Source organism: Micromonospora sp. RTP1Z1, from assembly GCF_033804685.1.
Taxonomy (GTDB): domain Bacteria; phylum Actinomycetota; class Actinomycetes; order Mycobacteriales; family Micromonosporaceae; genus Micromonospora.
Genome location: NZ_JAPFQV010000026.1, coordinates 15,625 through 40,873, shown reverse-complemented (window position 1 = coordinate 40,873; position 25,249 = coordinate 15,625). Strand labels below are relative to the sequence as shown.

The window sequence follows — 25,249 nt, the reverse complement described above, 5'->3', positions numbered from 1 at the left end:
GCATGGCGTGGTGGGGTACGAAGCCCAACGTCGACAGCGCGGTCGGCAAGGCGACCGCCGTCGTCGCGTCGGCGGCGAAGATGCGCTACGAGTCCAGCGGCAGCCTGCGGAAGGTCACCAAGCAGGAGTGGCAGGACGAGGCGTGGCGGCACTACGAGCAGTGCGGGGAGCTTGCTTACCTGGTTGACCTCATCGCGAAGGCGATGGGCCGGGCCCGGCTGTACATCACGCAGGTCGACGAGCAGGGCCGCCCTGTCGAGACACCCGATCAGGCGCCGGCCGGCGTCAACGAAACGTTCCTCGGCGGCCCCGGCCAGCAGGCCGAGCTGCTGCACGACGCCGGGATCCAGCTCGGCGTGCCCGGCGAGTGCTACCTGATCGGCGAGCCGGAGAAGGACGACGCCGGCAACGCGACCGACCGGGAGCGGTGGTTCATCGCGTCGACCGAGGAGCTGCAGGAGCGCGCCGGGACGTACGTGCTCGACCAGGGCGACGGGTCGCGTGAGCTGGAAGCCGACGAGACGGTTATCGTCCGCATCTGGGCACCGTCCCCGCGTAAGCACGCCCTCCCGAAGTCGCAGGTGCAGGCCAACCGGCGGGTGCTGCGGCTGATCGAGCGGCTGACGCAGTACGTCCAGTCGCAGATCGACTCCCGGCTGGCCGGCGCGGGCATCCTGCTGCTGCCGAACGAGCTGTCGTTCGCCGCCGCCGAGCAGGAGGAGAACCCCGAGGACGGGGTGACGTCGTTCCTGGCGACGCTGACCGAGGCGATGACCACCGCGGTGAAGGACCGCGACTCGGTCGCGGCCCTCGTGCCGATCGTGGTGCAGGGCCCTGCCGAGCACCTGGAGAAGGCCCGGCTGCTCAGCTTCGCCACCGAGCTGTCGGCCACGGTGCCGTCGATGCTGGACGGCGCGATCCGGCGGCTGGCCCTCGGCCTGGACGCCCCGCCGGAGATGCTGCTCGGCATGACGCAGGCGAACCATTGGGGCGCCTGGATGACCGACGAGGCGACGATCAAGTACCACGTCGAGTCGAAGCTGGAGCTGTTCTGCGCGGCGCTCACCCAGCAGATGCTGTGGCCGGCGCTGGAGGGCGCGCCCGGCGTTGCCGACGCGAAGCGGTGGATCGTCTGGTACGACACCAGCGAGCTGACGCAGACCCCGGACAAGGGCGCGGACGCGAAGGACCTGTACGGCCTCGGCGAGCTGTCCGGTGACGCGCTGCGCCGCGAGACGGGGTTCGGCGACGGCGACAAGCCGACCGAGGACGAGCGGGAGCTGCGCCGGCTGCTGGAGATCATTCGGACGGTGCCGGCGGCGGGGCCGCTGCTCGTGCAGCGGCTGCTGGAGGTCGCAGGGGTGTCCGTCGACCTTGACGCGGAGGCGTTGAGGCCGGCCCCGCAGCCGGAGCTCCCGCCGGACGGCGAGCCGCCGGCCGAGGAGGAGGAGCCCACCACAAAGGAGCCGCCGCCCGGCGACACCGAGGACCGCGGCCCGCCCGAGAGGGCGGCGATCGCGGCCGCGGTGCCCGACCCGCTGAGCGAGCCGTTCGTGGCCGCGTGCGAGGTGTTGGCGCTGCGGGCGCTGGAGATCGCCGGCAAGCGAGTGCTGGGCCGCGAGCGGTACCGGCACAACGGGTTGAAGGCGTGGGAGTACCACACGGTGCGCCAGTCCACACCGACGTCGGTCCCGCGGCTGCTCGACGGCGCGTGGACGGCGGTGCCGGCGGTGGCCGCGCGGCTTGGCGTCGACGCGGAGAAGCTGACGGCCGCCCTGACCGCGTACGTCGGCGGGCTGCTGGTGACCGGGGCGCGGCACGACGTCGCCGAGCTGCGCGAGCACCTGGCGCAGACCGTCGCCGGGGACCTGGTGCCGGCGTGAGCCCTGCGACCGTCCTCGTGCCGGACCTGGTGCAGGCCCACGGCTACGCCTGCCAGCGGTCCCGGCACGGCAAGGGCTGCGAGCGGCTGCGCTGGACGATGTGCCGCACCTGTGGGTGGTGGGGCGACCTGTGGGAGGGCGACCAGCCGCCGCTGACCGACGCCGGCCACGTCTGTGACCCGGCCGCCGTGGCGCGGCGGAATCTCGTGAGGAGGAGGACCGATGGCTGACCCGGAGAAGGTGACCCTGCCGCAGCTGCGCGCGGCGTTCGCGCCGCTGGGCATCTCGCTGGACCTGGACTTCGTGCGGCTGGAGCTGGCCGACGACAAGCTGACGATCCACCGGCTGGTGCGGACCCCGGGCGGGCTGCCCGCCTGCCGCGCCGAGGGCGGCGTGCAGTGCGAGGCGACGGTCGTGCAGGTCGTCGACGAGCTTCCCGCCGCCACGCAGGCCGCCGCCGAGGCGGGAGGCTGAGCCGTGGCCGACAAGCCGGACCCGTGGCTGCCGCTGCGCCTCGACCACGAGGCGCGGGTGGTCGTCGCTGAGCGGCGGGTGCTGCGGGCCGCCCGGAAGGCCCTGCGGACGTGGCTGGCCGATGCCCGCGCCGTGGCGCTGCCGGTCACCGCGGCGGCGCTGCCGCCCGACCCGTCGGCGCTCGCCGGCGCTGGGCAGGCGTGGTTCGAGGCGATGACGGTGCACCTGGTGCCGGCCGTCGACAAGACGTTCCTCGAGGGAGTCGCCGACGCGGGCGGCGACGTCGAGCTGCTGCGCGTGGCGCAGATGAAGGACGAGTACCTGGCGGCGCTGCCGAACCGGCTGGTCGGCGTGCCGGACTCCGCGTGGCAGCTGGTCGTCGCGGCGGTCGCCGAGCTGACCGGCGAGGGCGCGAGCATCCCGCGGATCCGCGACGCCATCGAGGGGATCCTGGGCGAGCGGTCGTGGGAGGACCGGGCGGTGACGATCGCCCGGACGGAGACGATCGGCGCGTACAACGCGGGGACGCTGACCGGGTGGCTGACCGCCGAGCTGGCGCTCGACGAGAAGCTGGACAAGGTGTGGGTGGCCACGCACGACGAGCGGACCCGGAACGACCACCGGGACGCCGACGGGCAGCGGGTCGCCCTGGACGGCGTGTTCATGGTCGGCGGGGTGCCGATGCGGTACCCGGGCGACCCGGCCGCGCCGCCCGGGCAGACGGTGAACTGCCGCTGCACGATGATCGAGGTGGAGGCCGACGAGCCCCTGCCTGTGGTCCCGAAGCACCCGTGGCCCCGGCGTGACCGGGCGACCGGGTTGGACATCACGGTGACGGCGGCGGCAGCCGCGAAGGGTGGCAAGCATATGGCGACGTGGAAGGGGACGCTGGCGCCGCTGGGTGCCAAGTCGGGCGACCGGCGGATCTTCGCGGCGGACGGCGAGTGGTCGTTCCGCGACCTGCCGCTGGCGCTGCGGTGGGCCCGCGAGGACGCCCCGGGGCATGAGGGCGCGGTGACGATCGGCCGGATCGTGACCGGCGAGGTGCAGAAGTCGAAGCTGGTCGGCGCGGGTGACTTCATCGACGCGGTGCCGGAGCTGGGCGAGGCGCTGGAGCTGCTGCGCCAGGGCGTGCTGTTCCCGAGCGTGGACCTGGACGACTTCGAGTTCGTGTTCACCGACGCGGACGGCAAGCCGATCGAGGAGATGTCCGACGAGGAGTGGGACGCCTTCATGGAGGCCGGCGAGGAGCCGTACATCACGGTGACCAAGGGCCGGGTGATGGCGGTGACGCTGGTCGGCACGCAGGCGTTCATGGAGGCGAAGCTGGAGCTGGTCGACGACGAGGAGCCGGCCGACGGCGAACCCTCCGATGAGGAGCCGAAGGAGGAAGAGGCGGTCGCGGCGTCCGGCGCGGCGGCGGCGAAGAAGCAGGTCGCGCCGCTGTACCCGCCTCGGGCGTGGTTCGACGACCCGGGCCTGGCGGAGCTGACGCCGATCACGGTGACGGCCGACGGGCGGGTGTTGGGGCACCTGGCGGACAAGGACTGCCACCTGTCGTTCCTCAGCGGCGGGCAGTGCGTGATGCCGCCGGAGGAGGGCGGCTTCGACTGGTTCCACCGACCGGAGATCCAGACGGCCGAGGGGGAGCTGGTCGCGGTCGGGCACATCACCGCTGCGACCGGGCACGCCGACCTGTCCGCGAGCGCGGCGGCCGCCGTGGAGCACTACGACGACACTGGCACGCAGGTCGCGGTGGTGCGCGCCGGGCGGGACGCCCATGGCACGTGGGTCGCGGGGTCGCTGGTGCCGGAGGCCACCGAGGAGCAGGTGCAGCTGCTGCGCCGGTCGCCGCTGTCGGGGGACTGGCGGTGGATCGGCGGGGCGCGGCAGCTCGTCGCGGCGCTGTGCGTCAACGTCGGCGGGTTCCCCGTCGTGCGGGGCCGCTCGTCGGGCGGGCGGGCGTACGCGATGGTCGCCTCCGGCTGGGCAGGCTGGCGTCCGTCCGACTCGGAAGGCCGGCGGCCGGATGCGCCGCTGTCGCCGGCCGCCTTCGAGGCGGCAGTGCGGCGGGCGGTGGCCGCCGGGTTCGCCGCCGAGCGACAGCGTGCCGTGAACGCGGCGGCGGCCGAGCGGATTGCCGCGTCGATCGGCCGGGACCGCAGGACGCTGGTGGCGGCGCTGTCCGCCGAGGTGCATGGGGAGTAGGGGAGGAAGCAGTGGGCTGCAACTGCGGCGCGCGGCGCCGGGGCGCGACGGTGTGGGTGCTGTCCTACGGGGATGGCCGGCAGGGCGGCGAGTACGGGTCGAAGACGGACGCGGAGATCGCCGACGTGCGCAAGGGCGGCGGCGGCACGATCCGCCAGGTGCAGAAGTAGGGGACGAGACTGGCAGGCTCTGTTGATCGAGTAGTCGGAATTCTCTCATCAACGTCGTTAGGGTGACGCTCTGTCACGGGCCGAGACCTGAGCCGCCCGTGCCGAGCATCCGCATCTGCCGACGAGAGGCACTCCGCAGCGACCCAGAAGCAATGAGTCCTTTTCATCGTGATCATGCTGGTCACGGCGGGTGTGAGTAGCCCGGAGATCGATGAGGGCGAGGCTCCAGGTAAGACAGCAGGCCATCAACCACGCACACGCCCGAATCCGCGCCCGCGGCGAGCGCGCCATCGCCACGCTCAAATGCTGGAAAGCCCTGACCAAACCTGCGCTGCTGTCCCCGCCGCGCAACCGCGATCGTGCAGGCCATCCTCATCCTGCACCACAAACCCATCAAGGGCCCTCGCCGTGCGGCGAGGGCCCTTGATGGGTGAACCGTGCGGGTGTCAGCTGGTCAGCCAGACGGGCTTGTCGAGGGCCCACTTGACCATAGTGTCGCGGAGGGTCTTGAGGTCCTGGCGGCGGCTGCGGGGCGAGAGGGACCCGACGGTGAAGACGTTGTCGGGGACGTGCTCTACCCAGATGCTGGCGGCGGTGACCGGGCCACCCATCGACGGAGCGAGCTGCACGAAGAACTCGGTGACGTCCTCGTCGTCGAAGGCCTGGCGGTCGGTGAGTTCGGCGTACACCCCGGCGAGTATCCGCAGCATGACGGTGGAGCCGAGCATGTTGCTCGTGCGCAGGTCCTGCGGGGTTACGGTGCCGTCAGCGACGGCCTCCAGCGCGGGGAAGGCGGCGAGCAGGACATCGAGGAAGTTGTTGGTCTTCTCCACCAGTTCGCCCTCGTCAAGCTCGTCCTCGAGGCGGCGGCCGACGCGGCCGTCGATGCCGACGGCGATGGTGCGGATGATCTCAGCGACCTGCTTGGCGCCGACGATGTTGGGGTTGCCGCGGCCCATGCGGTCCTGTTCGAGGTCGACGCGGTCCTTGAACAGCGCATGCTTCATGACCCCGTCCAGGGCGCGGTTGACGACCTTGCGGCTATCGAAGCGGGCCTTGACCGAGGAGGTGATGCCCAGGGCGTTCTCGGCGATGTCGAAGAACATCTGCTTGTAGGCGGTCTGGTCATCCTCGATGAAGATCTGCAGCGAGGTGCGGTCCCGAGACAGCCGGGCACGCTGGTCGGTGAGCTTGTCGATCTTGACCTGGAAGTTGTCGAGGACGGCCTGAACGTCGCCGTTCTTTTTGGCCACGGCGAGCATGCTGCGGGCCTTCTCCAGATCGGCGGCGATGCCGCGGATCGCGAGGTGGATGCCGAGGGTTCGGTGCTGCCCGTCGAGGATCCGCAGGTCGGTTCGGGCGTCGGTCGGGAACGAGATGATCCCGAACTGGGTGCCGGAGACCTCCTCCTTCACCTCGAACTCGAAGATGTCGGGCGCGCGCAGCACGAGCGCCGGCGCCACCCAGTCAGGGGTCGCCCGGATGTAGTCGCCGAAGTCGCGGGCGTGGGCCTCCTTCACCTTGCGGTTGCCCTCGGTCGGGTTGTTCGGGTCCGGCGCCGGCAGCAGGTCGGCGATCTGGGTCAGGGACAGATCGAGGGAGAAGACGGTGCGCCCGCCCTGCTGGTAGCGGGTGGCGTAGAAGCGGATGTTCGGGTCGTAGCCGGTCGGAACGGTCACGTGGAGCCCCTTAGTGGTTTGACTGGCCCATCTGCTTCCAGAGTAGCAGATTAAGATCTTAACGCAAGAGTTAATCCGCCTACGACCTCAATAAGATCTCGCGTGGGAATCCGGTGAAGGCCAGGAGGTCGTCGCGGACGTCGGCGAGGTATTCGGCGGCGGCGGGGAGCTTCGCCTCGATCGTGGTGATGGCCCGCTGGAACTGGGCTCGGACGGCGTCGGCGTCGGGTTGGTCGAAGATCGTCCGCACGAGGGCCGCGATCATGGCTGCGCGACTTGGGCACCTTCCTGAGCAGGTTGCGCAGTGGGCATCAGAGATGACCAGCTGGACGCCGGACAGGCCGCGGTCGGTCAACGAGCGTAGGAACGCCAGCCGGCGCCGTCCTCGTCGGAGGCCACGTCCAGGCCAAGGACTTCGCGTTGCCCGCCGGCGTTGACGCCGACCGCGACGAGCGCGTGGACGTTGACGCTCCGGCCGTGCTCGCGGACCTTCATCGTCAACGCGCCCATCCAGACGAACGCCTGCTCGGCCCGCCGACGGTGGGTCAGTAGCCAGTCCGGAAATCACGAATCGGTACGCAGCTTCGGCACCGCGAGGTCGATACTGGTCGGCTCCGTTGACCAAGTAGTCGGTCCTCGCTGCCCCGGGGACCCGGCAGCCGCCGGCCGTCCTCAGGTACTGGCCTCTCATCATCGTCCAACCCGAGCTGCCTTGATCGGAACCAGCTCGCCGCTGCGTTACGCTGTGCCGGTACTGCCGATGCTGGCTGCGGGCCGGTCGGGGATGAGATCCCTACCGTGCTGAGGAGCCGACGGTGGACTTTCAGATTCCTCCGAGCCTGGACGGGCTCGATCTCGACGCGCTGACCGAGCTGGAGAGCCAGGCCGTCGCGGCGTTCGACGCCCTGCGAGATGACCCGGCCCTGGACGCCGATGGCCTCGCCCGGCTGCGTGAGCTGGCCGCGTTCGTGCAGTCGGTGCGCACTGAGCAGGCGCGGATCGAGCAGGCGGCCGAGCGGGTCGCCTCCGAGCTGGACGACCTGACCGCGACGGTGCACGGCGCTCCGGAGGGCGGCGATGGCGACGGTGACGAGGGCGACGGCGGCGAAGCCGAGGAGGAGCCGGCCGAGGAGACGCCTGCCGAGGAGCCGGCGGCCGAGGAGCCGGCGCCGCAGCAGCCCACGCCGGTCGTCGCGTCGCTGGCCCGCCGGGCGGCCCGACGTCAGTCGAAGCCGAAGGTGACCAGCGCCGGCAAGTCGGCGGTTATCAAGGCGGCGGCCGACGTTCCGAATGTGCCGCACGGCCACGTGTTCTCCTCGGTGTCGGAGGTCGCGTCGGCGTTCGACGACAAGTTCGCCGGCTTTCCCCGTGGGGTGGGGGTCGCGACCCGCATCAAGCAGAACGTGGCCCGGGTGGAGCTGCCCGTCGACCAGGCGCTCGTCGCCGGGGGCAGGGGCCTGACCGACATGGAGCTGGTGGAGCTGGCCGCGTCGGAGTCGCGGCTGTCGGGCGGCAACCTCGTCGCGGCCGGCGGATGGGGTGCCCCGTCGGAAACGCTGTGGGAGCTGTGCGAGGGCCTGGAGACGACCGAGGGCCTGCTGGACCTTCCGGGCATCACGATCCCGCGCGGCGGCGGTATCAAGGTCCCCGCCAACCTGGACTTCCGCGACCTGTACTCGGGGATCGGCTTCGTGCAGACCGAGGCCGACAGCACCGCGGGGGTTGACAAGTCCTCGTACCGGGTGCCGACGGTGAACTGGGCGGAGACGCGCCTCGAGGTGGACGGGGTGCAGATCGAGCAGGACATCGTGCAGAACGCGGTGTGGCCCGAGCTGACCCGGGACGTGGTGCGGCGGGCGCTGACCGCGCACGAGCACAAGATCAACGCACGGGTGATTCAGCGGATGGCCACCGCCCCGGGCCAGTCGACGCAGTTCGCGCTGACCCTCGGCGGCGACGTCGACGGCGACGAGACGACCACCGCGCTGCTCGGCGCGATCTCCCTCGCCGCGACGGACTACCGGTACCGGTACCGGCTGGGCCGCCGGCAGCTCCTCGAGTGCGTGGCACCGCTGTGGCTGATCGACTGGATCCGGGCGGACATGTCGCGCCGGGCCGGGGTGAACTACCTCGACGTGACCGACGAGCAGATCACAGCGTGGTTCACCCGACGGCACCTGCGCCCGCAGTTCGTCTACGACTGGCAGGACGGATACGCCGACGCGGGCGGCAACGGGTTCGGCGGCAGCGTCACCCCGGGCCAGTGGCCGGGCACCGCGGACTTGCTGATCTATGCGCCGGGCACGTGGGTGAAGGGCTCCAAGCCGATCATCGACCTGTCGGCGGTCTACGACAGCACGAAGCTGAAGGACAACGAGTACATCGCGCTGTTCACCGAGCAGGCGACGCTGCTGGTGAAGCGGTGCTTCGTGTCCTACAAGGTGAGCGTGCCGCTGTGCCCGACGGGCGTCACCGGCAGCACCGTGGCGTTCGACTGCTCGGCAGTCTGAGCTACCCGTTTGACGGGGCCGCGCCCTGCTGGGGCGCGGCCCCCCGCCACGGAGGAGATGACGGGTGACGCAGCCCCTGGTGTATGTGGACGCCCCGGCGACGACGCCGTACCGGTTCGGGCTGTTCTCGGCTGCGGCCGTGGTCGACCCGGCCGACCAGCGCGAGTTCCAGGCCGGGGTGGAGTGGGAGCCGCAGTGCGTCGACGCGCCCGCCCCGACGAGCGCCGCCGCGGCCTCGGACCCGGCGCGGGCGCCGATGACCCTGCCGGACGGGGTGCCGAGCGTGAAGGCCGGCGTGATCCGGCTGTACGCCGGGCTGACCGGCCGGTCGGTGGCCCGGCCGGACCTGCTGGACCGGGCTCGCCGGGCGATGGGCATGGTGGAGCAGCAGTCGCTGGAGCACTACGTGTGGACCGGCGAGGGCGGCAACGACGTGTTCCTGGCGGAGGCGGACACGGAGGTGCTGGCCGGCTCGGCAGCGGCGCCGGTGCCGCTGGAGAAGGGCGTGGGCCTGCTGGAGGAGCACATCGGCGACAAGTCGGGTGTGCTCGGCGCGGTGTGGGCTCCGCGGTGGACGTCCGGCTGGTTCGCGGGGAAGAGCCTGACGCGGATCGAGGGTCCACGGCAGGTGGCCCCGCTGGGCAACCCGCTGGTGTTCGCGCAGACGACCGGCGTCGGCCCGGGCGGTGTGGAGCCGGGCGCGGACGAGGCGTGGCTGTACGCGACGGGGCCGGTGATGGTGCGGCGGTCGGCGGTGTTCCTGCCGAAGCTGCCGGAGGCCCTGGACCGCACGGACAACGAGGTGTTCGCGGTCGCCGAGCGGTTCTACACGGTGGGGTGGAGCTGCGCGGTGGCGGCGGTGAAGGTCAAGCTGCCGGGCGTGCCGGCGTAGGAGGAGACATGGCGCTGATCTACCCGAAGGACCGCGAGGACGCGAAGGCCCTCGCCCAGCAGCTGCTCGACGCGGCCGGCGACGAACGGCACGACGAGGTGCGGACGACGACGGACGGCCCGGTGGGGCTGGCGTTCGACGTGCCGGAGGACCTGGCGCAGAAGGTGCTGGGCTCCGGGGACGGGCGGCAGCTCGTCGAGACGCCGGAGCAGCCGGCGACGACCGTGCAAGGCACGTCGGCTGACGCCGGGGCCGACGGGTCCGGGGCGGACGCCAAGTCGGCGGACGGTTCCTCCCAGCCGTCGACGAAGGCGTCCCGGTCGACCTCGCGCACGCGGAGCTGACTGGTAGCCCCACGCCCCGGACCGCGCCGCCCTGCCTGGTTTCTTCCCCGTGCCAGGCGGGGCGGCGCTTTTTGTGTGACCCGCTCCACGGTCCGAGGCGTACATAAAACTTGTATGCGAGGCTGAAATTCGCATACAATGAATATGTACGTCATGCGCTACCCCTACAGGAGGGCTGAGAGATGGAGAAGCGGGTCAACGAGCTGGCCGGGCAGTTCGGCGTCGAGGCTGAGGCCGCCGACCAGTGGGGCCTGATCGCCCAGCTGGCGCGGGCGGTGGTGGAGGCCGAGCGGGAGCTGGAGCGGCACGCGCGAGAGCTGACCGGGGCGACCGAGGACGCGGTGGTGACCGCGAAGGCGGGCGACCTGCGGACGTCGGTGCGCGGCGACCTGCTGGCCGCCGTGAGCGACAAGGCGGCGGCGCTGGACTCGGCGCTGGTGAAGGTGGCCGAGCGGCGGCAGGCCCTGGCGATCGTCGCCGAGAGCGTGAAGGCGGCGCGGCCGAAGCCGGCGCCGGAGCTGGCCGAGGGCGACGTGGTGACCTGGACGTGGGACGGCGTGGAGCACCGCGGCGTGGTCGACCAGGTGGCGGGCAGCGGCGTGATCGTGGTCGACCCGGACGAGGTGCGGTGGCACCTGCCGGCCGCCGAGCTGGCGAAGGTGCCGCCGGCGAAGGTGGACGACCACCTGGGGTGCCAGGGCTTCGACCACCAGGAGTTCTACTGGCACTGCTACACGCACGAGCTGTACCGCCAGTCGTTCTGAGCGAGCGGCCCGACGCCCCTCGCGCCCCATGCGGGCGCGGGGGCGTCGCCGTTGTGTGGCCCGCTCCACAGTCCGAGACGTACATAAAACTTGTACGCGGCCCTGGCAGTCGCATACAATGAATATGTACAGCAAGCCGCCCGACTGCGTGAGGAGTGCCCGATGGCCCGCGAGATGAGCTACCAGATGACCCGGACGATCGAGGCGCTGGACGCGCTGACCGCCAGCTACCGCGAGCGCCTGGTGGCCGGCGAGGGCCTGTTCCCGCGCGAGACGGAGGAGCAGGAGCGTGCCCGCCTGGCCTACAACCGGGCGGCGCGCGAGCACAACGCGCGGGTGTACGCCGAGCGCGAGCGGGTGGCGCGGGAGAAGCAGGCGGCCGAGAACGCGGCGGAGGTGGCGGCGGTGCGCAAGCGGCTGTGCGACAGCTGCTTCTGCGAGCTGCCGGCGTCGGGCGTGTGCGGCAACTGCTGACCGAGCGAGCGAGAGAGAGGGAGCTGACCATGACCGTCGAGCTGATCGAGGCCGAGCCGAGCGCCGAGCAGTGGGAGGTCGTCGCGCTGTCCGAGGTGGAGGACGGCGACGTCGTGTCGTTCGACCTGGCGGCGCTGACCGAGCGGCGGCACGAGAGGGCCCCGCGCGTCGACTGGACGCGGGTGATGGAGGAGGCCGCCGCCGTGGCGTGGAAGGCCGACCTGGGCGGGAGCGTGCGCCTGGACTTCTACGACCTGGCCTGCGAGACGGTGGTGGGCCTGCCCGAGATGGAGGTGTTGCGGCTGGTCTGAGCCGCCCGAGCGCCCCCGCAGCCGATGTGGCTGCGGGGGCGCTGCCGTTCCCGCCGGCGGGAGAGCTGCCGGCAGTTCACGTGGAGGAAGAGCATGACGACAACGACGGTGGCGCGGCGCGCGAACGCCGTGCCGAGCGACCCGAGGGAGCACGCGCGGGCGATCGCCGAGGCGGTCGACGAGGCGTGGCACAGCCGGTACGGCGGCTCGCGGATCGAGGTGCCGATGAGCGTGGTGGCCGCCCTGGCGCTGGTGGCGCGGGAGGCGTCGGACGCCGACCAGCTGGACCGGCTGGGCGAGGCGGCGGAGCGCCTGGACCCCGAGGGCTTCTGGCTGCTGGTGCAGCGGCTGTGGTGCGAGTTCGCGGCGCTGCGGCCGGACCTGAACCCGCGGACGAAGCACCTGTGGTACTGGATCGACGAGGAGCCCGACGAGACGACGCAGCGCGCGATCCACGCCGTCGGCCAGGCGGCGCTGCGGCGCGGGATCTTCGGCCGGTGGGGCGCGGACGGCTGGGGCGACACGGACCTGCTGGGGATGCTGCTCCAGACGATGAAGAGCCACGGCGGCCGCAAGGGCATCGGGCAGTTCCTGACGCCGGAGAGCGTGACGCTGCTGCTCGGCCGGATGGTCGCGCCGGACGAGGGCGCGAGGGTCCTGGAGCCGTGCGCCGGGACGGGCACGATGCTGCTCGGCGCGGCGCAGGCGATGCGGGAGAACGGGCTCGACCCCACGAAGTGCGAGTGGTGGGCGAACGACCTCGACCCGCTGGCGGCGGCGCTGTGCGCGGTGAACCTGCACCTGTGGGGGCTGGGCTGGCGGGTGGTCGTCGGCTGCGGCGACGGGTTGCAGGACGCCTGGATGCACGAGGCGCTGCGGGACCGCCAGGTGGCGATCGACGAGATGCAGGCGGCGTGGCGGCAGGCCATGCAGATCGTCGCGGTGCGGCAGCTGCTGGACCTGCCGACGCCGGAGAGCGACTTGGAGCGGGCCATGCGGAAGGCGCGGCCGAAGCCGCCGCCCCCGCCGCCGCCGGCGCCGGCCTCGTCCACGTTCGACGCGGAGGCGGCGTACCGGCAGGGCCGGCTGTTCTGACCGGCCGGTTGTGTGACGCGCTACACGGCCCCCTGCGTACAGAAGATGTGTACGCGGGGGAGTCGGTCGCATACAATGAATATGTACAGCACGCGCACCCTGAGTAGCGGAGGCGGAGATGGAGAAGCTCGTGGAGCTCTTCGAGGTGACCGAGTGGCGTGGCGGGGCGGTCTACCGCACCCGGTACGTCCGCGACGAGTGGGTGGACGTCGACGCCCGCGCGCCCGAGGGCTTCGTCTACGCCAACAAGTCGACGAGCTACGAGGGCCGGACGCTGCGGATGCGTCGGGCCTGACCGGGTGCCGAGGACGAGGAGAGGCTGAGATGGCGGAGAGCACGGTGCAGGCCGGCCGGCGCGCGGCGAGCGCGGCCGGCTGGCTGGACGAGAACGACTGCTGCACGGAGTGCGGGGAGCACTTCTCGGGGCCGTGCGCCCCGGGGTGCCCACGCGGCGAGAGTGCGACACGCGGCCGGCGCACCTGTCCTAGTGGCTGCGTAGGCGGGGCTGGGCGGGTGCCCGGCCCCGGTGCGGAGCCCCTAGCCGGGGTTCTGCTGTCCGGTCGCTATTGACGATTGCGGCCGGACAGCGCAAGGTAACTGTCCGAAGCAAGACCCGGTTCACGTGGAGGTAAACCATGGGTCTACGCGCGCTGGTCGGCACCGAGGGTGCCGACGGCACGTACGTCGCGCGGCACGTCCAGCACGACGGCTGCCCGACGATGGTCGTCCCGGCCCTGTCGGTGCTGCTGCACGAGCTGTGCGGCCACAGCCCCGAGCGGGCGGCGGCGGTCCTGTTGCAGAACGACTGGTCGCGGCTCTACGCGGTGCCCGGCACGGGGTCGACCGGCCACGTGGCCGGCGTGCCCTCCGAGGGCTACCCGGTGCAGACCGGCCGGATCGCCGAGGCCCGCGCGGGCGACCGCGAGTGGGCGTACCTGTTCGGCGGCCACCGGCTGCACGTCTACCTGGGGGTGTTCCCCGAGCGCGGCCCGAAGCGCTGGGAGGCGTGGGCGTGCTGGTCGCTGCACGAGCTGGGCGACCTGTCGCAGCTGGACCTGCTGGAGGTCCAGAAGGCGGGCTACGCGGCGCAGTGGCGGGCGTCCGACTACCGCGGCTACATGGAGGCCGTCCGCGAGGCGGCCCGGGACTCGACCCGGATCCAGCTGATGCAGGCCGGCCGGTGAAGGCGCTGGTGGGGCAGTTCGCCCCGGACAGCCGGTGGTACCGGGCCCGCCTGGTCGAGCTGGAGGGCCAGCCGAGCTGGACGCTCGCCCAGATGCGGGCGATGTGGGACCGCAGCTTCCAGGGCGACACCGCGGCGATGGTGCGGCAGCTGCTGCACCGGCACTGGTCGGTGCTGGCGAACACGCACTGGCCGGAGCAGGCGAAGGCCGAGCGCCGGCCGGAGTGGACGTACGTGTGCGGCGTCGGCCGGGGCTACAGCGACCGGGTGTGCAGCCCGGCGGCGGTCGGGCTGATGGGCGCCGACCAGCCGTTCGACGACGAGGGCTGGGCGTACCTGTGGGAGCACGGGCTGGGCGCGCTGCACGTCTACGCGGCGCGCGGCGGCCGGTGGCACCACCTGGCCACGCTGCCCGCCGACGTGTGGGCGGAGCTGACGACGCAACTGGTGATCGATGTGGAGGCCAGGTTCTGCTGGCTGGAGCGAGAGGAGGCGGCGGCGTGACGACCGCTGTGACGAGGGGGCAGGGCAGTCAGCCGATCCGGACGGACGAGCTGATCCGCCGAGACGAGGTGCTGCTGTTCGGGCAGGTGGTGGAGATCGCCGACGTGCAGGACGTGCGCGACTTCCCGAGCTGCGTCAACCTGGTGATCCTGCCGAAGCCGGGCGGGCAGCCGAGGGAGACGCTGGTGCCCCGGGACATGCTGCTGCTCGGGATGCGGCTGTCCCGGCTGATGGCGCTGCGCTGCAAGGGCTGCCAGGCCGTGGTGAAGGCGCCGGTCGACCTGGCGCACGGCCCGGTGCCCGACGTGCTGTGCGGCGGGTGCCGGGGCCGGGTCGTCGAGGGCACGGCGCGGCTGACGCCGCCCGTGCCGGCGGGGGGTCGGTACTGATGAACAACGTGTTGAAGGCGCTGATGGCCGACAGCGAGGAAGTGCGCCAGAAGTACATCGACCGGGAGACGCTGCTGTACGCGGTGCAGCGGACGATCACCTGCATGCGGACGGGCGTGGTGCTCGACGTCGACAAGGCCGTGATGGTGACGACGATCCTCGGCGACAAGCGGGGCGCGTGGGTGCTGACCGGTGAGGCCTGGGACGCGATGGAGGAGTGGACCCGGGCGAAGGCCGCCGAGATCGGCGCGACGCTGGAGGTGATCGACGGCCGCAAGCTGTGACGGCCGTAGAGAGCGGGGCCGCACCCAGCCGGGTGCGGCCCCGCTCCGCTTTGGCGGGGCCCTGTCTCGGCTACGCTGACGGGGTATTCGCCGCTGGCTGCGGGCCGGGCATGGACCTTCGCTGTTGAGGGATGCCTGATGACCGCAGTGTGCGATACCCCCGTGAAGGGGAAGATGCTCCGGGCCACGAAGCTCGGGGTGTGCGGCGACCCGATCCTGGGCGCTGGAGGCTGGCCGGTCCACGTGACGTCGAAGGGCTTCGTCTCGGTCGAGTACGGGGCCGAGGTCGACGACGGCGAGGAGATCGACCAGAAGGACGCCAACGGCGACCCGCTGGTCTACGAGCCGGCCCGGCGGCGGATCAAGCTGTACAACGTGACGGTGACGGCGGGCCGGGTCGACCCGGAGCTGTACACGCTGTTCACCGGGATGCCGGTGGTCCTCGACGAGGACGGCAACGCGACGGGCATGCGGATCACGTCGGCGGTGAACCTCGACAGCGCGGTGGCGCTGGAGGTGTGGTCGGGCACCCAGCTCAAGAAGTGCGTGGCCGGGGCGATCCAGCGGCCGAGGTTCGGCTACTTCCTGCTCCCGCAGATCATCGACGGGCAGATCGGGGACTTCACGATCGAGAACGGGGCGGCGAGCTTCACGCTGACCGGCAAGGCGATCGAGAACCCGGGCTGGGGTGTCGGCCCGTACGACGTCTACCTGCGCAAGACGGGCGTCGAGGCCCTGATGGACCCGATGGGCGACCAGGACCTGCTGCACCTCGACTGGACGTACCTGCCGCCGCCGGCCCCGACGTGCGGGCTGACCGTGCGGCCGCCGGACGGCACGGTGGCGGCCGACGCCACGGACGCGACGAACATGACGGCGGAGTTCACGGCGACCTACGTGCCGGCCGCGCCGGACAACACGTACACGGTGGATTGGGGCGACGGGGCGTCGTCCGCCGGCCCGGCCGAGGCGGCGAAGGTGAGCCACGAGTACGCGGCGCCCGGGACGTACCTCATCACGCTGACCGACTCGACGACGGGCGCGCAGCGCTTCAAGTCGTTCGTGGCGCCGGCCGCCTGAGGTAGACGGTGACGCAGCCGGCGCGGACCGGCCCGTGCGAGTGGGCGCTGAACACGGCGTACTGCAAGGGCTGGGACCAGCTCGACGAGGCGGTGCGGAAGGCGGCCACGGATCTCGCGACGGAGGTCCTGTGGGCGCTGTCCGGCCGCCGGTTCGGCGTGTGCCCGGTGACGGTGCGGCCGGTGCGGCGCGGCGACGGCGAGGCGTGGCGGCGGTGGGAGTCGTGGCTGGACCTGCCGTACGGCGGCAGCTTCGCGGCGACGTTCTGCGGCTGCCCGGTGGGGACGTGCGCGTGCGGGCCGGTCGGGCAGGAGCTGAGCCTGCCCGGCCCGATCAACGCGGTAACCCGGGTTGTCATCGACGGCGAGGAGCTGCCAGCCGAGGCGTACGCGGCCTACGACCGGCGGTGGCTGCTCCGGATCGACGGCGGCACCTGGCCGACCGGGCAGGACCTGACGAAGGCGGACGACCAGCCGGGCGCGTGGGCGGTCACCTACCAGCGGGGGATCCCGGTGCCGGCCGGCGGCCAGGTGGCGGCCGGAGCGCTCGCCTGCGAGGTGGCGAAGGCGATGGTCGCGGACACGACGTGCCGGCTGCCGAGGCGGGTGGCGTCGCTGGTGCGCCAGGGCGTGCAGCAGACGTTCGTCGACCCGGCGCAGCTCGCCAAGGACGGGATGACCGGGCTGCCGGAGGTTGACCAGTGGCTGCGGGTGGTGAACCCGCACCGGCTGCCTCGCGACACGGTGGTGTGGTCGCCGGACCTGGACCGAGGACGAAGGAGGACGTCGTGACCGAGCCTGTGGTGGAGCCCGTCGACGACGTGGCCTGGCCGGTGGCGGTGAAGCTGCGCGAGCTCATCGGGACGGCGCTCGACGGGGCGCTCGGCGGGACGCCCGCTGTGGTGGCGGTGGTGCCCGGCCGGGACGTGGCGATCGACTCGTGCTGCGAGGGCCAGGCGTGGGTGCGGATCGTGCGGACGTACCCGGTGCTGCCCGGCGAGTTCCCCGGCGGGCGGGGCAGCCCGATCGACGACGGCGGCGACCCGGGCGTGTTCTGGGCGGTGGAGCTAGGCGCCGGGACGGCCCGGTGCGCGCCGAGCCCCGACGACCAGGGGAACCCGCCGACGGCGGCGCAGCTCGAGCGCAGCGCGGCGGAGCTGGCCGACGACGCCGGCCGGGTCCGGCGGACGGTGCTGTGCGAGCTGCAGAAGCTGCCGGCCGTCGAGGAGGTGTGGATCGGGGAGCAGTCCAGCGTCGGCCCGTCCGGCGGCTGCGTCGGCCAGGAGGTCCTGGTCGCGGTGATGACGAACATCTGCGTGTGCGAGGAGGAAGCCGGTGCGTAAGGGCCAGAAGGTGACGGTGAAGGCGCTGACCGCGATGCCGGGCGTGCCGGACGGCGCGGTGCAGCACCTGGAGTGGGGGCCGCGGCTGGCCACGCTCGTCGACGCCGGCCGGTACGTGGTGCTGGAGGGCGAGGAGGCGGCGCAGGCGGCCACCGTGGACCTGCGGCCGCCGGACGCGACGGAGCCGACCCCGGCGCCGACGATCGCGGCGGACGGCGACGGCGACGAGCAGAGTCGGCCGAGGCGGGCACGGAGCCGCTGATGGCGGTGAGGGTCAACGCGCGGGTCGACCTGTTCGCCGGCGAGATGCGCCAGCTGCTCACCGGCTCGACGGGGCAGGTGGTGTCGTTCATCCGCAGCGTGACGCGGAAGGTGCGGACCCGGGCGGTGCTCAAGTGCCCGGTGGACACCGGCCGGCTGCGGGCGGCGCACCGCGAGGAGGTCGGCGTGCGGGGCGGCCAGGTGTACGGGTTCGTGGAGAACGACGTCGAGTACGCGGCCGCCGTGCACGACGGCACCGCGGCGCACCTGATCCGGCCACGGCGGGCCGGGGGGATGCTGCGGTTCGAGACGGGCGGGCAGGTGGTGTTCACCAGCCTGGTGAACCACCCGGGGACGCGGGCGCAGCCGTGGCTGCGCGAGGCGATGGAAGAAGTAGCGGGGTCGGAGGGGTTCCGGCTCGTCCGCTCGTAGGGAGGAAGCAGGATGCGGGAGTTCACGACCAGCACGAGGATGGCCAAGGAGTCCGGCGGCGAGAAGAAGCTGCCGGACGTGCCCTTCAAGCTGGACGGGGTGGAGATGGTGTGCCGGGCGCCGAAGGACGCGCAGCTGGCGTACCTGATGGCGGCGGCGTCGTCGAGCCGGACGGAGGCCGACCAGGTGGCGGCGGTGCTCGACTTCTTCGAGCAGACGCTGGAGCCGGCGAGCCTGGCGGTGTTCCGCAAGCGGCTGCTGTCCACCGAGGACAGCTTCGACTTCACCGACGCCATGGCGATCTTCCAGCACGTGTGCGAGGAGTGGTCCGGCCGCCCTACTGGGTCGGGCAGCGCCTCCTGACCCTGGTGGTCAAGCGCTGGCCCGAGTTCCACGGGACGCTGCTGATGCGGACCGGCCGCGAGCCGCTGGACCTACCGCTGCCGTCGCTGCTGGACGTGATCTACGCCTGGTGGGTGGAGGGCGGCACGGAGAAGGACGTGGCAAAGTTCCGGCAGGCGTTGCAGGCCCCGCCTGTCGAGGCGGAGCTGGAGGGCCTCGAGGAGTGGTCCGACGAGGAGACCGACCAGAGTTTCGCCCGGGCGCTGTCAGGCTCCAGGTGAGAGGTGAAGAGTCTAATTCCGCGGCGCCAGCACGGGGCTGGGCGGTACAACCGGAACGTGACACTCAACTTCTGTCGGGAACTGTCGGCCGCCGATTGGATCGCCCACAGCGACCTGCCGTGGCAGCGTCTTGTGGGCTTCGGCCCTGCGGGCTTCGATGCCTACGCGCGGCTTCGGTTCCTGCCCGATCCGACACGCCCCGGCCAAAGCGAGAACGACGCCGCCGCGGACTGGCCCGCCGACCAGCTGCCCACCCTTTTTGAGGTGCTGGCCACCCACACCACGACACCGGAAGACTGCTACTTCTGCGTATGGGAAGGCTTCGGCGACGCCGACGTCGCAGCCGACAACGACGCTGTGTACATCGACGAAGAGAACAGCGGAGCCCCGCTCGAGCGGTCCGGCGGCCAGCCGGGACTGGCGCCCACACCCGCTGTCCCGCCCTCGATGCCGCGCGCACCCAAGGTTGTGGTGCCCCACCGTTCGTACTGGTTGTTTCGAGGGCCGTTAGCCGACGTCGGCACATGGGACACCGCTGCGGGGTGGCCGGGCCAGCGTCGTCTCAGCAACGCCGAGCCGGCGTTCGCCTGGCCCGCTGATCACGCCTGGTGCGTGGCCAAGGACGTCGATCCGCACTGGGCTGGGATCGGCGGGACTCGGGCGCTGATCACCCAACTCACCACCGACCCGCGCCTCGACGTGGTCACCGCCGACCCCACCCAGGACCAGCCGCTCTACCGATAACAGCCCGTGCTCAGTTGACGAGTGCTTGCGGCCCCGAAACGTTCACCGGCTGAGTGGGCGGCGTCCGGCTATGCCCTGAAGGGCTCGCCTCGCCGGGGAGCTCTTCGACGGCCGCGCGCCGGCGCAGCCAGCACCGGCCGAGACGCAGCTCGCCGCGCCTTCTTTACAGCCACGGTCTTATCTCACCTCAGTGGAAACCGGATCGAGCAGGAAGAGGTCTTGGTTCCCGGCATAGCCCTCTACCTCAGCAGTGATGCGAAGCTTCTGCCCCACGCCAATGGTGTCGGGGATGTTCGAGCCCGTGAGGCGCAGATCGCTGGTGATGTTGACGTCTTTGAACTGGAAGTTGGGCCCAGTAACTCCCGACTCGATGCTATTTCCGGCGAGGACCAAGATGTCGTACCGCGTCTTGTAATCGCCGTGATGGTTCATTGCGGCGATGGTGCCATCGAACTTGATGGTTCGGCCCTGGTACTTGGTCGCGAACTCCTGGAACAGGTCGTGGTCCTCCGCCGCTGCCAAGAGCGCTGCGAGATCCTTGTTGTTCTTCACGGTCAAGACCGCCTCGGCCTTGGGCTCGGCAGACGCAGGTGTCGGCGAAGGCGCGGCCTCTACCGGCTGTTGCTTTGCTGGGGCTGCCGTCGTGGTGGCAGCCGGAGGCGTCGGCGCCTTCTTCTCGTTGATCGCTCCGATGGTGATGATGATGGCGAGGATGGGGAGCAGACCAGCCGCAACCCGAAACCCGATCTTCTGCTGCTTCGTCAGCGGCGGCCTTTGCTTGCTCATAAGTGGATCATAGCCGCGCTCTCAGCGGCTCATCTGCGGCCCTGCCGGCCAGGTGCCACGCCGAGATTGCGCGCTGCGGCCGGTGTGCCGATCAGGTGCCGAGCAGGCTCCGGACATCGACGTGGGGTCGTTCTAGCGAGGGTGCTGTCAGGGCGGCCCGTTAGGATCACCGTCACTGGACGACCTACGGGGAAAGGTGCAGGCATGTCGGCGATCCTCCTGGGTTGGAACCCGCAGCGGTGGAATTGGGCCGATTACGACGAATGGGCCGCCCAGGTGCAGCGCGACGGAACGAGACGCGACAGATGGAGTGTGGGTCGACACGTCAACATCGCTGCAGGATCTGACGCGTGGTTGCTGGTGCAGGGCAAGTACCGCGGTCTGATCGGACGTGCCATCGTCCGGTCCGAGCCGTACGAGGCCGAGCACTATTCGGATCCGGAGAAGACCACCAACTATGTGGAGATCGACTGGCTGAGCCTCCTGCCGATCCCGGATCGAATCCCCCCGGTCGTGCTGAACGCAGAGGCCCCGGGCGTGCGGTGGGACCACGTCTACGGATCAGGAAGATCGGTCCCGGTGGAGTCCGAGGCGGCCGTTCACGCCTTGTGGGAGCGTTTCGGCCCGCAGCACGAGGCCCGCGGCCCAGGCGAGCTCCCTCCGGGGCTGTTCCCAGAGGGCGCGGTGCGGACCATCGTCGTCAATCGTTACGAACGCGATCCACGCGCCCGCGCGGCGTGCGTCGAGCACTGGGGCCTGGCCTGCATAGCGTGCGGGCTCGACTTTGCCTCCGTCTACGGCGAAATGGGCAAGGGATTCATCCATGTCCACCACATCACGCCGGTGTCGCAGCTCGGACCCGACTACCAGGTTGACCCGATCGCGGACCTACGGCCGCTTTGCCCCAACTGCCACGCCATGGTCCATACGCAGGACCCGCCGATGCCACCGGATGATCTGGCGGCCAGGATCCGGGCATCCCGCACCAGCGTCGGCCCGAGACGCACCGTGCCTGCCCAGATGTCGCCGGCCGCCACCTGCCCTGACTGTGGTCGGACGGGCGTGCCGATCATGTATGGGGAGCCAGGCCCCGAAATGATTGCCGCGGCGGAGGAGGGACGGGTCGTACTCGGTGGGTGCGTTATCTACGAAGGCCAACCGACGTGGACCTGTTCTGAGGGGCACGAGTGGCGCGTGGATGAGTCTGCGCGGACGTAGAGACTCTTGTTGTGCTGGGCAGCTTGGCCGGCGCGGGTTCAAAAATTGAAGGTGGGCGGCCCAGTACCTGTGGCCGCCCTCCTCGTCTCCCGGTCAGCCGCGGAAGCCGTCGCGTCGGAACAGGGTGCTGCCGGGATCACGACGCGGCAGCGGCGGCGGAACCTCGCCGGCCGGCGCCGACGCTAGGAACGGCAGGTACCGGCGCAGGAAGTCGTCGACGCCGGGGATCGCGAGGACTCGGGTCACCGCGGCGGCGACGGCGAGGGCCTGGGCGACGAGCGGCACCGCGTCGACGCCGGCGGCGGCGGCGATGGTCGGCAGCAGCGACAGCAGCGCGATGACGGCCGCGAAGATCGTGCGCGCGGTGGCCCGCCACGGGTGGCGGGTCTGGGTGGTCGGGTTCATGGGTCGGTCCCTCCTCGGGTTGGTCACAGACAGAGGCGCAGCGGCGGTATGCACAGCAGCGCCGGGGTGGGCTCGGGCGTTGGCGTGGGTGCCGGCGTGCCCGGTGGCCCGTTGGGGCCCTGCGGTCCGCGTGGACCGGTCGGGCCGGGAGTTGGTGCCGGGCGGGGCGCGCTCGAGGGAGCCGCCCGGCCGGGCGTCCGGGGGCCGCCCCGCTCCGGGGCGCCCGTCGACGGGGACGGGCGCGGGTCCGGGGCGGTGCAGCCGTACCGGCGGCGCAGGTCCTGCACGGGTGGGTCGCGGGGCGTCAGCCGGTCCAGGGCCACGCACAGGTCGCGGCGGGTCTGCTCCAGCCGGGCGTCCCGCTCCCTCGTCTCGGCGGCGGCCTGCGCCCGCCGCTGGGCCAGGTCCTGCTCCAGCGCGGCGACGCGGCGGTCCATCGAGGCGTCGGCCAGGTTGGAGGCGATGAGGGTGGCCGCCGTCGAGCACAGCAGCGGCAGCAGCGCGTACAGCGCCAGCAGCCGTGCCAGCCTGCGGCGGTCCTTGACCACCACCCGCTCGGCGGCGACCCGCGCCACCCGCTGGGTGTCAGCGTCGTGGCGGATCACCGGGCGACCTCCAATCGAGCTGGTCCGGGTCGAGTCCGGCGGCGAAGACGCCCAGCCGCAGCCGGGCGTACATGTCCTGGTAGCGGGTGAGCTCCTGCTCCAGGAACTGCACCCGCTGCTCCAGGTACTGCAACCGCTCGTCGACCCGCTTGTCGAAGTTGGCTTCCCGCTGGACGTCGGCGGTGCGCCGTGTGCCCAGCAGCGCCAGCAGCGCGGTGACCAGCGTCGCCAGGACCGCCAGCACGCCCAGCGTCGCGCTGATGCCGGAGACGTCCCCACCGGCGGCCCTGACGATCTGCCCGGCCAGCCACACCTACCTGCCCCCTCGGTGGCGGGACGCTCAGGTCACCGGGTTGCGGAAGGCGGCGTTCCAGGTGTTGACGCCGATCAGCCCATCGACGTCGAGGTGCTGGTCGCGCTGGAACGCCTCGGCGAGGGCGCGGTACTCGGGGCCGTAGATGCCGTCGTTGCCGGCACCGCCGAGCCACCGCTTGCCCTTGCCGATCGACCATCCCCGGCGGCCGAGCTGGGTGGCCCACTGCTGGAGCCAGTAGCGGTCGGTGTGGCTGCGGAAGTAGCGCTCGTGCAGGCCGGACACCGAGTAGTCGGGGCCGGACGCCGGGCCGAAGTACCAGCCGGCGGGCAAGGGGAACGCGATCGGCGTGCCCGGCGCGGGCTTGGAGCCGGCCGGCGGCTTGGACGGCGCGGGCGTCGACCCGCCGACGACGGGCAGGCCGGCGTGCAGCCAGGCGTAGATCTCGTCGCCGGGGCACTCGGTGGACCCGCGGTCGCGGTGGCCGAGGAGCGTGAGCCGCTTGCCCTTGCGGTCGTTGGCCTCCTCGTAGAGCCACTTGAAGGCGCGGCGGGAGGCGTCGGAGACGTCCTGGCGGCCGGCCTGGTCCTTGCCGATGATGCAGACGCCGATGTTCTCGGTGTTGTGGCCGGCGCAGTGCGCGCCGAGCACGGTCCACCCGCGGCCCTCGTAGAGCAGGCCGGTGACCGAGTTGATGAGGAAGTTGTAGCCGATGTCCGACCAGCCCTTGACCCGCATGTGGTAGTCCTGGATCTGGCGGGGGGTCTGCGTCGCCGACGCGGCGGAGTAGTGGCCCATGAACCCGGTCCGCTTGGACCAGGGCACGGTGGAGCGTGACTCCGGGGCGCGGGCGCCCCATTCGGCGCGGCTGATGATGTCCACTGGTTGTCCTCCCGGCAGCGTGGATCGTCTGTCGGGGGACAGCGGCTCTTACGGTAGCGGGCCGGGGTGACCGGTGCGGGAACGCGGCCCGCCGGCCGCCGCTGCGCGGACAGCGGCGACCGGCGGGGGTCGTGCGGAGGCCGGCCACGACGCTGGGGCCGGCCTCCGGGTCAGCGGGCGTGCGCGGGCAGGTCGAACTCGCCCGCCTTCGCGCCGGCGATGAAGGCGTCCCACTCGCCCGCGTCGAAGACCCGGGTCGGGCCCTGCGGGTCGCGGCTGTTGCGCAGCTCGACGTTGCCGCCGCCGAGGAACTGGACCTCGACGCAGTTGTCGCAGTTGGGGCCGGACTTGCTGGACTTGAACCACTGGCCGATCGGCCGCTGCTGCATGTCCACGGCGTGCTCCTTCGGTTGCTTGCCGGCCGCTCCCGTCGCGGCGGGCGGGTCTACGTGCGCCAGATGTAGCGCAGGTCGTCGGGAGCGTTGGCGCGGAGGATCACCTTGACTAGCAGCTGCTCCAGCACCGACTTGCGGAACGGCGGGGCGATGCCGGAGAGGGTGGCCCGGCGCTCGGCGGCGGTCCAGGTGACCGCCTCGATGGCCTCGGCGGAGAGGGGGACCTTCCGGCAGCCGAGCGGGCATTTGTAGGTGCGCTCGCCGCAGTGCGGGTGCGGGTGCATGGGCACGTCGCACCGGCCGCACCACAGCAGGGTGCGCAGCAGGTACGGGTCAGTGCTGGCGGCCATGTGTCGCCGGCTCCAGGCGGCGGCCCGGCCGCACAGGGAGCCGCCGGAGATCAGGCTGGGGCGGGTGGCGTTCACGGCCGCCCCCCGTTGCCGCGCCACCGCTGCGCGGGCGTGGTCAGCACCGCGGTGGAGAGGATGACGGTCGGCCCGTTCCAGGAGGGCGGGGCGGCCGGGGTGGTGGGCCGGGCGCCGGCTTCGGGTACCGACGCCCGGCGGTCCGGGGTGGAGCGGCGGTGCAGCCAGCGGGACCAGCGGCGGTGCCCCGCGGGGGCGGTCACAGCGCCCAGCCGTACGCGTCGACCTGGACCTGCTCCGCCCAGCTCGCGGCGCTGCACGGCCAGGCGTTACGGCACCAGGTGCAGCGGCGGTCGTTGACGGCGATGAACGGCCAGGCGAAGCCGACGCGGACGACAGGGCCGTCGGGCTGGTGCGTGGCGAGCATGTGCCCGGCAAGGGTCAGCCTTTCGCCGGGGCTGAGGACGAGGTAGCCGTAGCTGGGGACGACCTCGCCGGGCGGCGGGGGCGGGACCACGAGCCGCTCTCGAAATGGAGGGGAGCCCGAGCGGCCTGCCGAGGCGGCGCCGGGCCTGCCGCTGTGTGATTGGCCCCGACCGGTAGATAGAACGACCACGAGTAGCCCCCAGCCTTC

Annotated in this window: 37 protein-coding genes and 2 pseudogenes; 27 read left to right on the top strand and 12 right to left on the bottom strand. The window is 71.8% G+C overall.

The window, feature by feature from the left end:
* Positions 1-2 precede the first annotated feature (2 nt).
* From SLP03_RS15250 to SLP03_RS15225, 6 genes and pseudogenes are all read left to right on the top strand, one after another.
* The gene (locus SLP03_RS15250; RefSeq protein WP_319461249.1) at positions 3-1,883 is read left to right on the top strand and encodes a hypothetical protein; all 1,881 of its coding nucleotides are present in this window, start codon (positions 3-5) and stop codon (positions 1,881-1,883) included.
* Positions 1,880-2,113: a hypothetical protein gene (locus tag SLP03_RS15245; RefSeq protein ID WP_319461248.1), complete on the top strand. Its 234-nt coding sequence runs from the start codon at positions 1,880-1,882 to the stop codon at positions 2,111-2,113. Before SLP03_RS15250 ends, SLP03_RS15245 begins: the two co-directional genes overlap by 4 nt.
* A complete protein-coding gene (locus SLP03_RS15240) occupies positions 2,106-2,357 on the top strand; it encodes a hypothetical protein (protein ID WP_319461247.1) in 252 nt (83 codons plus the stop codon). The genes SLP03_RS15245 and SLP03_RS15240 overlap by 8 nt, the downstream gene beginning before the upstream one ends.
* 3 nt (positions 2,358-2,360) lie before the next feature.
* Positions 2,361-4,565, top strand: coding sequence for a phage minor head protein (locus SLP03_RS15235; RefSeq protein WP_319461246.1), 2,205 nt, complete (start codon positions 2,361-2,363; stop codon positions 4,563-4,565).
* Between the two features lie 11 nt (positions 4,566-4,576).
* Positions 4,577-4,735: a hypothetical protein gene (locus SLP03_RS15230; RefSeq protein WP_176739807.1), complete on the top strand. Its 159-nt coding sequence runs from the start codon at positions 4,577-4,579 to the stop codon at positions 4,733-4,735.
* A gap of 223 nt (positions 4,736-4,958) precedes the next feature.
* Positions 4,959-5,169: pseudogene (locus SLP03_RS15225) on the top strand (transposase family protein); the annotation flags it as partial.
* Between the two features lie 12 nt (positions 5,170-5,181).
* Here SLP03_RS15225 and SLP03_RS15220 read toward each other — a convergent pair.
* The 3 genes and pseudogenes from SLP03_RS15220 to SLP03_RS31630 form a co-directional block, all read right to left on the bottom strand.
* Positions 5,182-6,414: a DNA sulfur modification protein DndB gene (locus SLP03_RS15220; protein WP_319461245.1), complete on the bottom strand. Its 1,233-nt coding sequence runs from the start codon at positions 6,412-6,414 to the stop codon at positions 5,182-5,184.
* Between the two features lie 79 nt (positions 6,415-6,493).
* The gene (locus SLP03_RS31635) at positions 6,494-6,679 is read right to left on the bottom strand and encodes a transposase (RefSeq protein WP_413644527.1); all 186 of its coding nucleotides are present in this window, start codon (positions 6,677-6,679) and stop codon (positions 6,494-6,496) included.
* Between the two features lie 39 nt (positions 6,680-6,718).
* Positions 6,719-6,906: pseudogene (locus tag SLP03_RS31630) on the bottom strand (transposase); the annotation flags it as partial.
* 323 nt (positions 6,907-7,229) lie between these two features.
* Between SLP03_RS31630 and SLP03_RS15210 the strand changes: the two are divergent.
* The 20 genes from SLP03_RS15210 to SLP03_RS15115 all read left to right on the top strand — a co-directional run bounded on the left by SLP03_RS15210 (position 7,230) and on the right by SLP03_RS15115 (position 19,646).
* Positions 7,230-8,924 carry a major capsid protein gene (locus SLP03_RS15210; protein ID WP_319461244.1) on the top strand — a complete coding sequence of 565 codons (1,695 nt, stop codon included), beginning with the start codon at positions 7,230-7,232 and terminating at the stop codon, positions 8,922-8,924.
* Positions 8,925-8,988: 64 nt separating this feature from the next.
* Entirely contained in the window at positions 8,989-9,816 is an 828-nt protein-coding gene (locus SLP03_RS15205; RefSeq protein ID WP_319461243.1) for a hypothetical protein, read from the top strand.
* A gap of 8 nt (positions 9,817-9,824) precedes the next feature.
* Positions 9,825-10,160 carry a hypothetical protein gene (locus tag SLP03_RS15200; protein WP_319461242.1) on the top strand — a complete coding sequence of 112 codons (336 nt, stop codon included), beginning with the start codon at positions 9,825-9,827 and terminating at the stop codon, positions 10,158-10,160.
* Between the two features lie 182 nt (positions 10,161-10,342).
* Positions 10,343-10,924 carry a hypothetical protein gene (locus SLP03_RS15195; RefSeq protein ID WP_319461241.1) on the top strand — a complete coding sequence of 194 codons (582 nt, stop codon included), beginning with the start codon at positions 10,343-10,345 and terminating at the stop codon, positions 10,922-10,924.
* 162 nt (positions 10,925-11,086) lie between these two features.
* Positions 11,087-11,398, top strand: a complete 312-nt coding sequence (locus SLP03_RS15190) for a hypothetical protein (protein ID WP_319461240.1) — start codon at positions 11,087-11,089, stop codon at positions 11,396-11,398.
* 29 nt (positions 11,399-11,427) lie between these two features.
* A complete protein-coding gene (locus SLP03_RS15185) occupies positions 11,428-11,709 on the top strand; it encodes a hypothetical protein (RefSeq protein WP_319461239.1) in 282 nt (93 codons plus the stop codon).
* Positions 11,710-11,802: 93 nt separating this feature from the next.
* Positions 11,803-12,804 carry an N-6 DNA methylase gene (locus SLP03_RS15180; RefSeq protein WP_319461238.1) on the top strand — a complete coding sequence of 334 codons (1,002 nt, stop codon included), beginning with the start codon at positions 11,803-11,805 and terminating at the stop codon, positions 12,802-12,804.
* A gap of 118 nt (positions 12,805-12,922) precedes the next feature.
* Positions 12,923-13,099, top strand: a complete 177-nt coding sequence (locus SLP03_RS15175) for a hypothetical protein (protein ID WP_186461652.1) — start codon at positions 12,923-12,925, stop codon at positions 13,097-13,099.
* A 340-nt stretch (positions 13,100-13,439) separates the two neighbouring features.
* A complete protein-coding gene (locus tag SLP03_RS15170) occupies positions 13,440-13,988 on the top strand; it encodes a hypothetical protein (protein ID WP_319461237.1) in 549 nt (182 codons plus the stop codon).
* Positions 13,985-14,491, top strand: a complete 507-nt coding sequence (locus SLP03_RS15165) for a hypothetical protein (protein ID WP_319461236.1) — start codon at positions 13,985-13,987, stop codon at positions 14,489-14,491. Before SLP03_RS15170 ends, SLP03_RS15165 begins: the two co-directional genes overlap by 4 nt.
* Positions 14,488-14,880 (top strand): hypothetical protein, encoded by a 393-nt coding sequence (locus SLP03_RS15160; RefSeq protein ID WP_319461235.1) that lies wholly within the window; start codon positions 14,488-14,490, stop codon positions 14,878-14,880. Before SLP03_RS15165 ends, SLP03_RS15160 begins: the two co-directional genes overlap by 4 nt.
* Positions 14,880-15,164 carry a hypothetical protein gene (locus SLP03_RS15155; protein WP_319461234.1) on the top strand — a complete coding sequence of 95 codons (285 nt, stop codon included), beginning with the start codon at positions 14,880-14,882 and terminating at the stop codon, positions 15,162-15,164. The genes SLP03_RS15160 and SLP03_RS15155 overlap by 1 nt, the downstream gene beginning before the upstream one ends.
* Before the next feature lie 162 nt (positions 15,165-15,326).
* Positions 15,327-16,244: a PKD domain-containing protein gene (locus tag SLP03_RS15150; RefSeq protein WP_319461233.1), complete on the top strand. Its 918-nt coding sequence runs from the start codon at positions 15,327-15,329 to the stop codon at positions 16,242-16,244.
* Positions 16,245-16,252: 8 nt separating this feature from the next.
* On the top strand, positions 16,253-17,035 hold the full coding sequence (locus tag SLP03_RS15145) for a hypothetical protein (RefSeq protein ID WP_319461232.1): 783 nt from the start codon (positions 16,253-16,255) through the stop codon (positions 17,033-17,035).
* Positions 17,032-17,586: a hypothetical protein gene (locus SLP03_RS15140; RefSeq protein ID WP_319461231.1), complete on the top strand. Its 555-nt coding sequence runs from the start codon at positions 17,032-17,034 to the stop codon at positions 17,584-17,586. The genes SLP03_RS15145 and SLP03_RS15140 overlap by 4 nt, the downstream gene beginning before the upstream one ends.
* Entirely contained in the window at positions 17,579-17,848 is a 270-nt protein-coding gene (locus SLP03_RS15135; protein ID WP_319461230.1) for a hypothetical protein, read from the top strand. The genes SLP03_RS15140 and SLP03_RS15135 overlap by 8 nt, the downstream gene beginning before the upstream one ends.
* On the top strand, positions 17,848-18,279 hold the full coding sequence (locus tag SLP03_RS15130) for a hypothetical protein (RefSeq protein ID WP_319461229.1): 432 nt from the start codon (positions 17,848-17,850) through the stop codon (positions 18,277-18,279). Before SLP03_RS15135 ends, SLP03_RS15130 begins: the two co-directional genes overlap by 1 nt.
* 12 nt (positions 18,280-18,291) lie before the next feature.
* Positions 18,292-18,642 carry a hypothetical protein gene (locus SLP03_RS15125; RefSeq protein ID WP_319461228.1) on the top strand — a complete coding sequence of 117 codons (351 nt, stop codon included), beginning with the start codon at positions 18,292-18,294 and terminating at the stop codon, positions 18,640-18,642.
* Positions 18,603-18,902 (top strand): hypothetical protein, encoded by a 300-nt coding sequence (locus tag SLP03_RS15120; RefSeq protein ID WP_319461227.1) that lies wholly within the window; start codon positions 18,603-18,605, stop codon positions 18,900-18,902. The genes SLP03_RS15125 and SLP03_RS15120 overlap by 40 nt, the downstream gene beginning before the upstream one ends.
* Positions 18,903-18,959: 57 nt before the next feature.
* Positions 18,960-19,646 (top strand): hypothetical protein, encoded by a 687-nt coding sequence (locus SLP03_RS15115; protein WP_319461226.1) that lies wholly within the window; start codon positions 18,960-18,962, stop codon positions 19,644-19,646.
* Positions 19,647-19,823: 177 nt separating this feature from the next.
* Here the strand turns inward: SLP03_RS15115 and SLP03_RS15110 are convergent, their stop codons facing one another.
* Positions 19,824-20,432 (bottom strand): DUF4839 domain-containing protein, encoded by a 609-nt coding sequence (locus SLP03_RS15110; protein ID WP_319461225.1) that lies wholly within the window; start codon positions 20,430-20,432, stop codon positions 19,824-19,826.
* Positions 20,433-20,636: 204 nt separating this feature from the next.
* Between SLP03_RS15110 and SLP03_RS15105 the strand changes: the two genes are divergently transcribed.
* On the top strand, positions 20,637-21,650 hold the full coding sequence (locus tag SLP03_RS15105; RefSeq protein WP_319461224.1) for an HNH endonuclease: 1,014 nt from the start codon (positions 20,637-20,639) through the stop codon (positions 21,648-21,650).
* A gap of 93 nt (positions 21,651-21,743) precedes the next feature.
* Here SLP03_RS15105 and SLP03_RS15100 read toward each other — a convergent pair whose 3' ends face one another.
* The 8 genes from SLP03_RS15100 to SLP03_RS15065 all read right to left on the bottom strand — a co-directional run bounded on the left by SLP03_RS15100 (position 21,744) and on the right by SLP03_RS15065 (position 25,132).
* Complete coding sequence (locus SLP03_RS15100) at positions 21,744-22,055, bottom strand: hypothetical protein (protein ID WP_319461223.1); 312 nt, start codon at positions 22,053-22,055, stop codon at positions 21,744-21,746.
* A 23-nt stretch (positions 22,056-22,078) separates the two neighbouring features.
* Positions 22,079-22,660, bottom strand: a complete 582-nt coding sequence (locus tag SLP03_RS15095) for a hypothetical protein (protein WP_319461222.1) — start codon at positions 22,658-22,660, stop codon at positions 22,079-22,081.
* A complete protein-coding gene (locus SLP03_RS15090; RefSeq protein ID WP_319461221.1) occupies positions 22,641-22,973 on the bottom strand; it encodes a hypothetical protein in 333 nt (110 codons plus the stop codon). The genes SLP03_RS15095 and SLP03_RS15090 overlap by 20 nt, the downstream gene beginning before the upstream one ends.
* Before the next feature lie 27 nt (positions 22,974-23,000).
* On the bottom strand, positions 23,001-23,855 hold the full coding sequence (locus SLP03_RS15085) for an N-acetylmuramoyl-L-alanine amidase (protein ID WP_319461220.1): 855 nt from the start codon (positions 23,853-23,855) through the stop codon (positions 23,001-23,003).
* A gap of 170 nt (positions 23,856-24,025) precedes the next feature.
* Positions 24,026-24,244: a DUF397 domain-containing protein gene (locus SLP03_RS15080; protein WP_091108228.1), complete on the bottom strand. Its 219-nt coding sequence runs from the start codon at positions 24,242-24,244 to the stop codon at positions 24,026-24,028.
* Positions 24,245-24,300: 56 nt separating this feature from the next.
* Positions 24,301-24,675 (bottom strand): zinc ribbon domain-containing protein, encoded by a 375-nt coding sequence (locus SLP03_RS15075; protein WP_319461219.1) that lies wholly within the window; start codon positions 24,673-24,675, stop codon positions 24,301-24,303.
* The gene (locus tag SLP03_RS15070; protein ID WP_091105747.1) at positions 24,672-24,878 is read right to left on the bottom strand and encodes a hypothetical protein; all 207 of its coding nucleotides are present in this window, start codon (positions 24,876-24,878) and stop codon (positions 24,672-24,674) included. The genes SLP03_RS15075 and SLP03_RS15070 overlap by 4 nt, the downstream gene beginning before the upstream one ends.
* Positions 24,875-25,132: a hypothetical protein gene (locus SLP03_RS15065; RefSeq protein WP_091105750.1), complete on the bottom strand. Its 258-nt coding sequence runs from the start codon at positions 25,130-25,132 to the stop codon at positions 24,875-24,877. Before SLP03_RS15065 ends, SLP03_RS15070 begins: the two co-directional genes overlap by 4 nt.
* Positions 25,133-25,249: the final 117 nt, after the last annotated feature.

Coding starts and splice junctions, on each gene's coding strand:
- SLP03_RS15170 (WP_319461237.1), top strand. CDS start 13,440: ATGGGTCTACGCGCGCTGGTCGGCACCGAGGGTGCCGACGGCACGTAC.
- SLP03_RS15200 (WP_319461242.1), top strand. CDS start 9,825: ATGGCGCTGATCTACCCGAAGGACCGCGAGGACGCGAAGGCCCTCGCC.
- SLP03_RS15105 (WP_319461224.1), top strand. CDS start 20,637: ATGTCGGCGATCCTCCTGGGTTGGAACCCGCAGCGGTGGAATTGGGCC.
- SLP03_RS15130 (WP_319461229.1), top strand. CDS start 17,848: ATGGCGGTGAGGGTCAACGCGCGGGTCGACCTGTTCGCCGGCGAGATG.
- SLP03_RS15110 (WP_319461225.1), bottom strand. CDS start 20,432: ATGAGCAAGCAAAGGCCGCCGCTGACGAAGCAGCAGAAGATCGGGTTT.
- SLP03_RS15080 (WP_091108228.1), bottom strand. CDS start 24,244: ATGCAGCAGCGGCCGATCGGCCAGTGGTTCAAGTCCAGCAAGTCCGGC.
- SLP03_RS15250 (WP_319461249.1), top strand. CDS start 3: ATGGCGTGGTGGGGTACGAAGCCCAACGTCGACAGCGCGGTCGGCAAG.
- SLP03_RS15155 (WP_319461234.1), top strand. CDS start 14,880: ATGAACAACGTGTTGAAGGCGCTGATGGCCGACAGCGAGGAAGTGCGC.
- SLP03_RS15195 (WP_319461241.1), top strand. CDS start 10,343: ATGGAGAAGCGGGTCAACGAGCTGGCCGGGCAGTTCGGCGTCGAGGCT.
- SLP03_RS31635 (WP_413644527.1), bottom strand. CDS start 6,679: ATGATCGCGGCCCTCGTGCGGACGATCTTCGACCAACCCGACGCCGAC.
- SLP03_RS15180 (WP_319461238.1), top strand. CDS start 11,803: ATGACGACAACGACGGTGGCGCGGCGCGCGAACGCCGTGCCGAGCGAC.
- SLP03_RS15240 (WP_319461247.1), top strand. CDS start 2,106: ATGGCTGACCCGGAGAAGGTGACCCTGCCGCAGCTGCGCGCGGCGTTC.
- SLP03_RS15190 (WP_319461240.1), top strand. CDS start 11,087: ATGGCCCGCGAGATGAGCTACCAGATGACCCGGACGATCGAGGCGCTG.
- SLP03_RS15125 (WP_319461228.1), top strand. CDS start 18,292: ATGCGGGAGTTCACGACCAGCACGAGGATGGCCAAGGAGTCCGGCGGC.
- SLP03_RS15175 (WP_186461652.1), top strand. CDS start 12,923: ATGGAGAAGCTCGTGGAGCTCTTCGAGGTGACCGAGTGGCGTGGCGGG.
- SLP03_RS15185 (WP_319461239.1), top strand. CDS start 11,428: ATGACCGTCGAGCTGATCGAGGCCGAGCCGAGCGCCGAGCAGTGGGAG.
- SLP03_RS15100 (WP_319461223.1), bottom strand. CDS start 22,055: ATGAACCCGACCACCCAGACCCGCCACCCGTGGCGGGCCACCGCGCGC.